This window comes from Paraflavitalea sp. CAU 1676 (genome assembly GCF_029223285.1).
In the GTDB taxonomy this organism is placed as follows: domain Bacteria; phylum Bacteroidota; class Bacteroidia; order Chitinophagales; family Chitinophagaceae; genus Paraflavitalea.
In genome coordinates, this window is record NZ_JARHUJ010000003.1 from 427,316 (window position 1) to 438,329 (window position 11,014).

The 11,014-nt window shown below is 50.4% G+C and carries 10 protein-coding genes; 3 read left to right on the top strand and 7 right to left on the bottom strand.

What is annotated here, in order from left to right:
* Positions 1-18 precede the first annotated feature (18 nt).
* Positions 19-441 (bottom strand): DoxX family protein, encoded by a 423-nt coding sequence (locus P2H89_RS10615; protein WP_275826707.1) that lies wholly within the window; start codon positions 439-441, stop codon positions 19-21.
* A 148-nt stretch (positions 442-589) separates the two neighbouring features.
* On the opposite strand from P2H89_RS10615, the gene cls reads away from it, so the two are divergent.
* Together cls and P2H89_RS10625 are read left to right on the top strand one after the other, a co-directional pair.
* Positions 590-2,053 (top strand): cardiolipin synthase, encoded by a 1,464-nt coding sequence (gene cls, locus P2H89_RS10620; protein WP_275826708.1) that lies wholly within the window; start codon positions 590-592, stop codon positions 2,051-2,053.
* Positions 2,054-2,552: 499 nt separating this feature from the next.
* A complete protein-coding gene (locus P2H89_RS10625; protein WP_275826709.1) occupies positions 2,553-2,879 on the top strand; it encodes a PQQ-binding-like beta-propeller repeat protein in 327 nt (108 codons plus the stop codon).
* A gap of 99 nt (positions 2,880-2,978) precedes the next feature.
* Here the strand turns inward: P2H89_RS10625 and P2H89_RS10630 are convergent, their stop codons facing one another.
* Entirely contained in the window at positions 2,979-3,224 is a 246-nt protein-coding gene (locus P2H89_RS10630; protein ID WP_275826710.1) for a hypothetical protein, read from the bottom strand.
* Between the two features lie 529 nt (positions 3,225-3,753).
* Positions 3,754-5,685: an IPT/TIG domain-containing protein gene (locus P2H89_RS10635; protein WP_275826712.1), complete on the bottom strand. Its 1,932-nt coding sequence runs from the start codon at positions 5,683-5,685 to the stop codon at positions 3,754-3,756.
* A 53-nt stretch (positions 5,686-5,738) separates the two neighbouring features.
* Here P2H89_RS10635 and P2H89_RS10640 point away from each other — a divergent pair, with 53 nt between their 5' ends.
* On the top strand, positions 5,739-6,080 hold the full coding sequence (locus P2H89_RS10640; protein ID WP_275826713.1) for a hypothetical protein: 342 nt from the start codon (positions 5,739-5,741) through the stop codon (positions 6,078-6,080).
* 65 nt (positions 6,081-6,145) lie between these two features.
* Here P2H89_RS10640 and P2H89_RS10645 read toward each other — a convergent pair whose 3' ends face one another.
* The 4 genes from P2H89_RS10645 to P2H89_RS10660 are packed head-to-tail and all read right to left on the bottom strand — an operon-like array spanning position 6,146 to position 11,004.
* The gene (locus P2H89_RS10645) at positions 6,146-7,249 is read right to left on the bottom strand and encodes a TlpA disulfide reductase family protein (RefSeq protein ID WP_275826714.1); all 1,104 of its coding nucleotides are present in this window, start codon (positions 7,247-7,249) and stop codon (positions 6,146-6,148) included.
* Between the two features lie 29 nt (positions 7,250-7,278).
* Positions 7,279-8,700 carry a PKD-like family lipoprotein gene (locus P2H89_RS10650; protein WP_275826715.1) on the bottom strand — a complete coding sequence of 474 codons (1,422 nt, stop codon included), beginning with the start codon at positions 8,698-8,700 and terminating at the stop codon, positions 7,279-7,281.
* Between the two features lie 25 nt (positions 8,701-8,725).
* Positions 8,726-9,526: a DUF4843 domain-containing protein gene (locus P2H89_RS10655; RefSeq protein WP_275826717.1), complete on the bottom strand. Its 801-nt coding sequence runs from the start codon at positions 9,524-9,526 to the stop codon at positions 8,726-8,728.
* An 11-nt stretch (positions 9,527-9,537) separates the two neighbouring features.
* Positions 9,538-11,004: a RagB/SusD family nutrient uptake outer membrane protein gene (locus tag P2H89_RS10660; RefSeq protein WP_275826718.1), complete on the bottom strand. Its 1,467-nt coding sequence runs from the start codon at positions 11,002-11,004 to the stop codon at positions 9,538-9,540.
* Positions 11,005-11,014 lie beyond the last annotated feature (10 nt).

The window sequence follows — 11,014 nt, forward strand, 5'->3', positions numbered from 1 at the left end:
TGATTAAGGTTGATCTCTTTAGGCGATGGCGCTGGTAACCAGGCTGTCTGCCGGCCGACCCGCCAACCGGACCTGATCCTGCATTTTCTTTCTTTTGGTATAGAAATAATAGCAGAGGGCCAAAAAGCCGATAAAGATCAGGTTGAAAACCCAGGCGGAACTACCCACCGAGTAGACGGAATACGTGGCGCCGACGAGGTCGAAGAAGAAACCGGCATAAGCCCATTCCTTGATCTTGTGAAAACCCGGCACCAGGATGGCAATCACGCCGAGCGTTTTTAATACGCCGATAAATGGAATGAAGTACAGTGGGTATCCCAATACGCCGTTCATGAACTGTACCGCTTCGGGATTGTTTACGATATCCGGCAACGCCGAAAACAACATAAAGGCTCCGAAGAGACCATTGAAAACCCAGTAGAGGATGTTGATCTTTTTCATGGCTATCATTTTTTGATAGCACAAAACTATAAAGCACCTACGGCATTTGCGGGCGGTGTATCCGTCAATCTAAGGGGGCCAATGCGACGATCAACCCCTTTTTTGATCTACCTTAGCATCATCCCATCAAATCACTTAGCCTGGATCTATGAACCTCGACTGGTTACTCGTTATAGAAGTCATTTACGTTATCCTTGTGATACTGGTTTGCCTCCGTGTGATCTACGATACCCGCAGCACCACAAAAACCGCCGCCTATATACTACTGGTGATCTTTGTGCCCATTGGCGGCATTTTCATCTATTTCTCCTTTGGCATCAACTACCGCAAAAGAAAGATCTACAATAAAAAGATCATCAAAGACAGTGAACTCGACCGCAGGATCAAGGAAGAGATCGTTCATTACTCGCTCCACAACCTCGAACGCAAAAATCCCGCTATCGCTGCTAACAAAGAACTGGCCCGGCTGCTGCTGAACGACGGACCGAGTCCGCTCACGAGCAACAACGACGTGCAGGTGCTGGTGAACGGTGAACAAAAATTTCCCGCGGTACTCGAGGCACTCGAAAAAGCCCAACACCATATCCACATAGAATATTACATCTATGAAGACGATGAAATAGGGCGGGCTATCGAAGCCGTGCTTTGCCGCAAGGCGCAGGAAGGGGTTACCGTTCGCTTCATTTACGACGACTTCGGCAGCCGCACCATCCGCAAAAAAATGGTGCGCCGGCTGCGGGCGGCGGGCGTTCATGCCTTTGCCTTTCACAAGATCATCTTCATTGCGCTCGCCAATCGCCTCAATTACCGCAACCACCGCAAGATCATCGTGATCGATGGGGGAGTGGGGTTTGTAGGCGGCATCAATGTTAGCGATCGCTATATCAATTCACCGGATAGATCACAGCAACAATATTGGCGCGATACGCACCTGCGCATTGAAGGCCCCGGAGTGCATTACCTGCAATACCTGTTCCTGGCCGACTGGAATTTCTGCGCCGGCGAGCAGGTGCAGCCCGATTATGACCTGTTCCCTAAAGAAAATGCCTTCCACCCCAAAGGCAATAAGATCGTGCAAATGGCTGCAAGCGGTCCGGATAGCGACCGGCCAACCATCCTGTTCAGTTTGCTGCAGGCCATTCACCTGGCTCAGGAGGAAATACTCATCACCACGCCTTATTTTATACCCGGCGAAAGCATACTCGAGGCGCTGATCGTATCGGCCTTGGGCGGATTGAAAGTAAAACTGCTCGTGCCCGGCGAATCGGATTCGGTATTCGTGAACACGGCCGCCCGTTCGTATTATGGAGAACTGTTGAAAGCCGGCGTCGAGATATACCTGTACCGGAAAGGATTTGTGCATGCGAAGACAATGGTAACCGATAGCAAGGTAGCGATCGTTGGCAGCGCGAATATGGATTACCGCAGCTTCGACCTCAATTTTGAAGTGAACGCCATTGTTTATGACCAGGAAGTGGCCGGCAAACTGCGCACCATCTTTTACGAAGACATCAAGGATGCAGAAAAGATAGACCCCGTTGCCTGGGATGCCCGTCCCTGGTACCTGGAAATGAAGGAAAAGACTGCCCGGCTGGTGGCGCCGATGCTGTGAGGCAATTAAAGTAAATATTGACAACGATCGCAGCGATAACAGCCACCAATATAAATTGAACGAACATAACACCCCAATAATATCGTTTCGAACGTTCCTTGCAACGGTCCAGAAATTCTACATAAGGGGGAATAGTGTGCAGTAGCATATTCACCAGCGCAAAAACGATGCCCGTGATCAACAGGAACGCGGCAAAAAGAATGACCATTAAACCGGTATAATCCTCTCTCAATAAAATCATCTACCCAGGCTTTAACAAATCAAGACAGCCCCTCGGATCGAAATTTCTCCGCCCGGACCTGAGGCTGAATAACCCGACAAAATAACGTGAATAAGTCGTCCAAATTGCAGTTCCCCGAAGACCACCCTGTTTTTCCAGATACATAATTTTTCACAGGTAGCCACATACGCTGCAATCGTATCGACTGCAGTATACCGTAAAAACAGGCTGGTACATCAGCTCCCTTTTCCTTACATTCGAAGCACAGAACCCCTCACTATGAACAAAGACCTGCTCATCATCGGCTGCAATGGATTTGTATCGGCCATCAACATCAACAATGGAAATGAGCTGTGGCGCACCAAACTGCGCGATGGCGTACTGGGCGGCTCACGCGGCTCCGATGTAAGTGTTTTGATTGACGGCGACCAGATCTTTGCCGGCTGCAGTGGTCGCATTTATGCACTCCGGACTTCGAATGGAGATGTCCTTTGGTCGAACGACCTCAAGGGGATGGGCTTCAACGAAGTGGCCCTGGCCCGCCAGGGTACCAGCGTACAGTTCGTTACCAGGGTAGAATCGTCGGGCAACAGTTCCACCACCTGATCGGGGTCGCGGTCAACCGTATAGTCTATTCCGGACCGCCCCCTCGCATTGTAGTATTACCCCGCCAACCGGTTACTTTTCCGGGTTGGCTTTTTTTGCTTACATATAGGCCAGCATGAATCCCGCCAGGACGATCACCAGTATGGTATTGATCACGAACAGCAACAACACGAAAAGAAAATAGAGCAGGATGGACCTTTCCCATAGCCGCTTCATAAACCGCGCAAACCGCTCGTTGCCGTGCAATAGGGCGAACACCCCCAAAAAGACAAGGCCAGACACTACCAGGAGTACTATTACCAGAAAAGGAGCAGCGTCACCCAAAGAATCGTGTAGCAGGATCATAAGCAATCAGAGCGTTTCACAAGTTTTGCTGAAAAAAAATAACGGCGGATCAAAAAATAGTAACAGAGGAGTTGGATAGAAGTGGTTCTAAAGATAGGGAAAGCGAACCAAAAAGTGAAAGAATGAAAGTCTCCCCATAAACGGGCAGTCCTCCCTTTTATTGTACGAGTCGCCCGTTATTTCAACTCATTTTGATAAAAATCAAAGAAACCGCCATAACGTGAAAACCACGCCTGTATTGTGGTTCCCCGTGGAACACTCAAACTTTGTTGTTTTCACGGAGGTTTCACACAGGCTTACTTTGCGAGCGGGCGAGGGTAGGGCAATTGCCGCGCATTCGTGGAATACTTTTCAATTTGCCTTCCATAAAGCCTGATGGCAACCGGCCATTCAGGCAATGGATGAAACGTCAATGATAAGTGGTTCCGAAAACCGGAACGCACAAAAGAAGAACCCCGCCGGGGCGGGGCTCCATGGATCCATTAATGGCTAATACTGTGCACGGTTTACACCATCCATTCAGTTGTTATTAGCGGCTGGGGACATACCGGTAAACCACCCCGCTGGGTGACCAACAATAGGCCGCGCCATTGATCACTGCGGCGCTATTCTCAGTGATCGTTTCAGGAACTGTAGTTTTATGCGTCCAGGCCGGTGCGGCCGGATCAAATACATAGGTCTTTTGATCTGAACCAATGAAGTAGGCCTTACCTTCCATGGTGAAGGTAGAAAAGCCCCTACTGTAGACGTTGCCTGCAGGCCAGGTAACGCCCGTCAGTTCTTTCATACCAAGGGCCGTATTGGCAGGGTCGAATACATACATTTTTGTAGACACGACAAAGTCGGATCGTTGGCCGCATCCAAAATAGGCTTTGTTATTAAGCGTGAAAAAAGCGCCATATATATGACTATCTACTGCAGCACTAGCCGGCAAAACCTGCGTCCAGTTACCGGTGGCCGGGTTAAACTCGTTCATGCCTGATCCGAAATAGAAATAAGCGGCATAACCTTTACCGTTGATGGCAAAATTGATACCTCCATATCCTTTAACCGGGAAGTTTCCCTGTTGCTTCCACGCGCCATCACCTGATACGGCAGGATCGTATTCCCACCAATCCATCCTATCGGGCGAATAATTTCCCATACCAATATATGCCTTGTTATTCAGCATAAAGCAGGCAGCCAGGGATCTGTCGCCCACTGTTGCCGGCAGCGCGGGTCCTATGGTCCAGGCCCTGCTAGCCGGATCAAAAATATGCAGGTTGCGGGCACTTAAAGTGCCCGAGCCACTGCCAAAAGCCACGTAGATCTTGTTGTCGTAAACAAAAGAAACTGTTTGAGAAAGGCTGCCACTACGGGCAGTGGTGATCGCCTGCCACTTATTGGTAATTTCAAAAAGACCCATGGAATTGCCTAATCCGTCCTGGGTCAGCATCAATTCCCCGGAATTTAGATTGGCAGGTACTTTAAACCGGATCATCGTTGACGTACGATCAGCTTCTATGGGCACTGCGGAGCCTCCCAGCGTGAGCGTGGCCGAATTTGAAATGTTTTTACCACTGATGGTCATTGTAGCACCAGGATCGCCATCAGTAACAAACGTGGAAAGGGTAGGTACGATCGTGAATTGAGCAGCACTCTGTACGCTGTCTTTTACCTCTACTGCAATTTTAACCTGACCGATAAAGCCAGGGATTTTCACCTTAATGCTGGTCCTGGTAGCTTCTTCAAGCGCAGTAACTTTTGTATCGCCAAACCATACGGCATTTTTGGTTTTATCTTCCGAAAAGTTGGAGCCGTTAATGGTCATTGTTGCACCTTCTACGTGGCGCGACGGTGTGAAGGAAGTAATGGATGGCTTTACCCAGAAATCGCCGGCGCTTACTGCTTCGAGTTCGCCTACGGTTACTTTGATCTTTCCGTTCAGTGCAGCGGCAGGCACTTTGGCCTTGAGGCTGGTTTTGCTCACAAAGGTGACAGCAGTAGCTTCCACACCGCCAAAGAACACTTTACTGCTGGCTGCAAAACGAGTGCCCGTAATGATTACCTCGGTATCGGTACCGCCCTTTTCGGGACTGATAGCACTAATGCCAGGCGCGGTAGCATTCACTTTAAAGTCTGTGGCGGAAGTAAACGTACGCTCGCCGATCCGGATGGTGATCCTACCATCAGTGGCATCTTCCGGCACGGTCACTGATAACTCCGTAGCTTTTGCTTCCGAAACGACAGCCAGCTTTCCGTTAAACTTCACTTCACTCTTAGATTTATCCGCTGGGAAATTTTTACCGGAAAGCACCACGGTGGCACCTTCAGCTGCCTGTGCGGGGGAGAAGGAAGTAAACTCTGGTACCTTTTCGGCAGGTTCAGCCGGAGAGTCTTTCTTATGACATCCTGCAACAAAAATGGCGGCCAGTGCCAATGATACACCGGCTGCATAAAGCAGGCTTGGGCCTTTTTTCATATTCATATCAGATTTAGTTTGAGCGATATGCCAAAACGCGCATACAGGTGTGTGTGTGCAGAGTACCAGCCAGGATGCCAGATAATGTGGTTAAAGCAGTAGATTTTGAATACGGAATAGAAGGAGGATGGTCGCCCCCGGCCCGATACCAGGTTTGCTTTTCGTCGAATACACTAAACGTATATATTAAACAGTTAGATACTGGTATCTTAAACCTCGCGGAAGACGGCACCATCAAACAGCAAAAGGTCCTGGACAACAGCGATGACCTGATGCCCATTGGTCAGCATGCCAGTGCGATCGCCGAAAACCAATTCCGCATTCCCATGCTCCATTTCAGGCGCCTCGGCGGCATGGGTAATGAGTCACGCTGGGGCATAGTGCTGGTACAATAGTACCAACAAAAAGGCCCGCCGCAGCATGTGCTTTGGGCGGGCCTGAACGGGGAAGGGGGAAAACTCTATTTAAAGATCTCTTTCAGTTTTTGGTTGAGCGCCTCACCGCGCAGGTCCTGCGCAATGATGGTACCTGATGGGTCGATGAGGAAGTTGGCCGGTACAGCCTTCACGCCATACGCCACCGCGATCTCATTGTTCCAACCTTTGAGGTCCGACACCTGCGTCCAGGTAAGTCCGTCCTTCTCGATGGCCTTCACCCAGGGATCACGCGCTTTGTCGAGCGATACACCCAGTACATTGAACCCTTTGGATCCGAAGATATCCACCTGCTTACGCAGGTTGGGGTTCTCCGCCCGGCAGGGACCGCACCAGGATGCCCAGAATTCCAGTAAAACATACTTTCCTTTATAAGTGCCCAGCGTGATCTTTTTGCCGTCTACAGCCGCCTGAGAGAAGGGTAGGGCCGCTTTGCCGGTGGTGATCTTGTTCAGCAATTCAAAACGTTTGGTAAGTTCCTGGCCTTGTAAAGTGGCCTTTACCTGCGGCTCCAGCGCTGCATACATGGGGGTGCATTCGGCCAGCGTTTTGTTGTTGACATACATGAGCAGCTCACGCGCACTGATGGGGCTCGCCGGATGGCTCTTAATATAAGTTTTGCGGATCTCATACTCATAAGCATACCATTTGTTGCCATCGGCTTCCAGTCCCTTTGCACGGGTGGTATCACCTGCCTGTTTGGCCTCATAAGCTTCGGTAAAGATCTTGTTAACCCATTTGCGGTTTGACATGATGGTGCGGTTGAACACCTCATATTCATTCACCACCGGAGAACCAACAACTTTCATATCCTCGATGGGTCCTTCTACCGTCACATTGCCCTTGTCTACGAACAGATCGAGGCGCAGGCGGTAGTTGCGCGAGAACAGCATGCCCTGCAGCGGCTCGGCCACTTCACCCTTGAAGGCGAACTTGCCATCGGTCACCTTAGCGCTGTCTATTTTAGTATTGTCGAAGGTGCCGTAGGTGAGGAACACAATACTGTCCTTGAAGTCGGGCACATTACCGATCAGGGTAAAGCCTTCGGGAGTGGCCGCTTTTTGCCAGCTCAGCGCACCCATGGAAGCTGCCAGCAGTAGTCCGAGTACCGTTTTCTTATTTGTTGTCATTGGTATGATTTGAAAAGTGTTGTTGAAATTTATTTATCGTTGCGGATCACCACGTCGATGGTTTGTCCGGGAATGCCGTCCTGCTTTTTGATGATGTCGCCAAATTTGCCCGTGCTAACATCGAGCTGATAAAGCGAACCTTCGGTACCTGCCAGCAGGGTATTGCCACCGTCGATGAGCTTGATCATCGTCACCGCTTTGCCGTTGAAATTGGTCGTGAGCGGACGGATGTCTTCATTGGTAGGATTGTACCGGTAGATCTTGTCGCCCGAAGTAAAGTAGAAGATCTCACTGGGTGCAAAAGCCCATTTGGTGGTCGGGGTGATCAGCGCGGGCTGAATGAAGTTGCGGATATACACGGGCCTCAATTGAATAAAGCCCATGAAAGCGGCGCCAAACTTGATCTCTTTCAGGTTACCCGAAGCGTCCTTGCCCAGTGCGTAGCAATTGCCATCGTTTACCTGCGTGAAGTAAACCAGGTCCAGGCCAACCTTTTTCACATCGAACGTATCGCCCACAACCTGGTAATTGGTACCGATATAGGCCGGTGAACCGAAGTTGGTAAAGGCCACCACCTGCTTCCTTATCTTATCATAGCCCAGGAAATAAGGCATGACCGAGTTGAAGGCAGCCTGGTCAAACAGGTTGTAATCGCCTTCCGCCGGATTGCCATACATGCCATACAGCGGGTTCAGGTTCCAGGTTTGCGTCATGCCCACGTACAGCTTACCATTGATCACCCCGTTCATCACTTCCTGCTGTGTACCAATGAAAGATCCGGGCGTAAGGGTAGCCGGCGGCGTAAAGAAGTTACCGGCCAGGTTCTTGACCTTCTTCATCGTGTTGGTGTTGATCTGCACGCCTTTCTCTCCTTCCTCCGTAATCACCCAATAGCTGGAGATATGGTAGGGTACTATCGATGCATGGCGCAAGCCGATCAATTGTTTGGGTTTGCCGCCCAGTTTCGCGCCCAGGTTGGCAGCTTCATAAATGTTCGGCTGCACAGTTCCATCGGGCTTGATGAAAGAAAACTTTGTTTCGCCGTTCTCCACACTCAGTACCGCAGTGCCCTGAGAAAAAGCGGTTTTTCCACTCACTACGAAGCTGTAGAAGTACTTCATTCCATTGCTGCTGTCGGTGATGGTGAGCTTGGCCTGGTAACGGCTGGCGCCCAAACCATATACGGTGCGGATCTCAGGACCTTTGAAGGAGAGGTCTGATAACAATTCGGGAATAGCGATCTTCCAGTCGAACCGAAGCATCGCCGGATTGGTGTATCGTATGGTTGGTTTAACGATAAGGCTGTCACCGACGAATACAGAATATACGGTATCGAGGTTGGTCACCAGGGGCTCTTCCGGAGCCGAATAATCGTAGTTGCCTTTGTCCTTGTAACAGCCGGCCACCACGACGACCAGGGCTGCCACTATGATGATAAAGAGTTTACGCATGAGCTTATTTTTAGTAGTTGCGGTATTAGATAATGTCCAGCCCGTTCTCGTCTACAAAATAGAACCTGCCGGTAGCCGTATCCTTACGCACGAGGATCTTATTGGCCGGGTTGGAGGTGGCATAGAAATCATAATTGCCATCGGCCCTTTGCGTGATCACATACCCCTTTTCCGGGTTGTTGTTGACCCAGGCAAAAGGATCGGCGAGCATGACGTTCAACCTGCCAACGAGGTAGAGGTTACGGGGAGCATCCAGACCTTCTTCCGTCATAGAAGTAACACCCGTAGCGATCATGAACAGCTGGTGTTTGTTGCGCGAATAAGCACCAAGGGGCCATTTCGTCCACCATTTGGGCTGCTCCAGCTTGGCGCTGAACACCACTTTTGTCTTGATCAGCTTGTTGACGCTGGTATCCAAACCGGCGCCAGGTTTCAGTTTGAGGGTGAGCATGACCGATTTCGTTTGCAGCAAAACGTCGGTATTGAGTAGGATCACCGGCAACAAAGCGACACCGGCATCTTCTTTTAAGGTGTACCAGGCCTTGAAAGGTTCATAATGCAAACCCGCTTTGGCAGTGGTGTTGCTGTCTACGACCATTACTCCATATTGACGCAGGCTGTCGGCACGCAAACCCGCCAGTCGCACCCGCAGGTAAACCGTATCCTTCGCCAGTTCGGGATGATAGGCAAAAGTGTATACCGTGCTGTCTTGCGGATCGATATCGAAATACACATTCTGCAGGGGCGCCCTGTAGAGGATATCGGGTGTTTTCTTGCAGGCAACACCGGCCATTATCGATAGTATGATGATAATTACTTGTTTCATGTTGCAGCGTTTTAGCGTTGACCGTATTCTAATTCATCGTTCGGCATCGGCAGCACGAAGATCTTTTCCGACGGGCTCGTGACGGCACCCGTTTCCTGGAGGATGCCCCGGTTAAGCCGCTTGTAGAGATAGAAGAGCTGGCCTTCCCCATAGGTTTCCTTCCGCACTTCTTTTACCAGCTCATCCAGGAAAACTGTTTTGGAGGCCGTGCTCACTTCCGTAATGATCCCTCTCTTTTTCCGTACAAAGTTGAGGTAGCCCAATGCTTTGGCCGGGTCGGTATCCCAGATCGCTTCTGCAGCGATATAATACATTTCACTCAGCTTGATGGCAGGATGCACCAGCGGATGCCGGTTGGTATCCTTATCGCGCTTGTATTTCTGCAGCTCGTAACGCTTGCCGGAGTTATCGTCCACATACTGCAGCCAATGACTGTAACGCCGGTCTTCACCACCTATACCACCTTTTTCATACAGCTTGTCACCAGCGGCAGACGTCAGGTAAAAGCCGGCCGTGCCCGCTTCAAACCTGCGCACATAGACGTCCTCATACCAGTCATCGTAAAAGCAGAAAAGCAGTTCCGGATACAGTATCCGGTCTTTCAGTTTTACATCGGCCTGTATAAAGTCCGCTTCCAGCGTCCAGGGGAACTTCTGTGCATCGATCACGATTGCAGCGTTCGCCAGTGCTTCCTGCTTTTTGTCGAGGGTGAGATAAACTCTCGCCAGTGTACCACATACCGCGTAATAGTTGAGCCGGTGACGCCTGTTCTGCTGAAACAATACCGGAGCGCTCAGCTCTTTGGAGGCCGTATCGCCGGGGTAACCTACTTTATAGCCGGCTGCCAGGATAGGATCAACCGTTTTGAGCAGGTCTTTCGCCTGGGTAAGGTCAGTCACCATCTTGTTGAGTGCATCGGTTACCGTCGATAAAGGCGTAACCTGGTTGGTAAAGGTGGTAACATAAGGAATTGCCTTACCACCCGGTGCCGAAGCATACGAGGGGGCAAAGAGACGCAGCAGATCGAAATGCAGGAAAGCACGCAGCCCCAGCGCTTCACCTCTTATCAATTGCTTGTTTAACTGCGTCATGGGCGCCGTGCCCTTATCCAGGTTCTCCAGGATCAGGTTGCAGTTGGCAATGGCGTTGTACAACCTGCGCCATACTTTATCTTTCCGCTCGATGAGTACGAGATCGGCGTAATTATACAGGGAGGTTTGCTTATAGCCGTCTTTATCCTGGGCGGCTTCAATATGATAGTTTTGAGCCAGCACTTCCGTGAGACCACTGGAGAGTTCCACCCCGTAGGCTTCCTTATCGGCGCAGGCAGTGTAGACACCATTGAGGGCTTCCATGAACCCGGATTCGGTTTTGAACAGTTCGTCCTTGGTGATCTCAGCCTCGGGCTTAACGTCGAGCCATTTGTTGCACGATGCAAACAGGACCGCCGCTACTATGATGATTGAATATTTTTTCATACCGTAGTAT

What these genes read in the sequence shown, in the direction of transcription:
- cls (WP_275826708.1), top strand. Translation starts at nt 590, where the DNA reads ATGAACCTCGACTGGTTACTCGTTATAGAAGTCATTTACGTTATCCTT.
- P2H89_RS10625 (WP_275826709.1), top strand. Translation starts at nt 2,553, where the DNA reads ATGAACAAAGACCTGCTCATCATCGGCTGCAATGGATTTGTATCGGCC.
- P2H89_RS10635 (WP_275826712.1), bottom strand. Translation starts at nt 5,685, where the DNA reads ATGAAAAAAGGCCCAAGCCTGCTTTATGCAGCCGGTGTATCATTGGCA.
- P2H89_RS10650 (WP_275826715.1), bottom strand. Translation starts at nt 8,700, where the DNA reads ATGCGTAAACTCTTTATCATCATAGTGGCAGCCCTGGTCGTCGTGGTG.
- P2H89_RS10660 (WP_275826718.1), bottom strand. Translation starts at nt 11,004, where the DNA reads ATGAAAAAATATTCAATCATCATAGTAGCGGCGGTCCTGTTTGCATCG.
- P2H89_RS10630 (WP_275826710.1), bottom strand. Translation starts at nt 3,224, where the DNA reads ATGATCCTGCTACACGATTCTTTGGGTGACGCTGCTCCTTTTCTGGTA.
- P2H89_RS10615 (WP_275826707.1), bottom strand. Translation starts at nt 441, where the DNA reads ATGAAAAAGATCAACATCCTCTACTGGGTTTTCAATGGTCTCTTCGGA.
- P2H89_RS10645 (WP_275826714.1), bottom strand. Translation starts at nt 7,249, where the DNA reads ATGACAACAAATAAGAAAACGGTACTCGGACTACTGCTGGCAGCTTCC.
- P2H89_RS10655 (WP_275826717.1), bottom strand. Translation starts at nt 9,526, where the DNA reads ATGAAACAAGTAATTATCATCATACTATCGATAATGGCCGGTGTTGCC.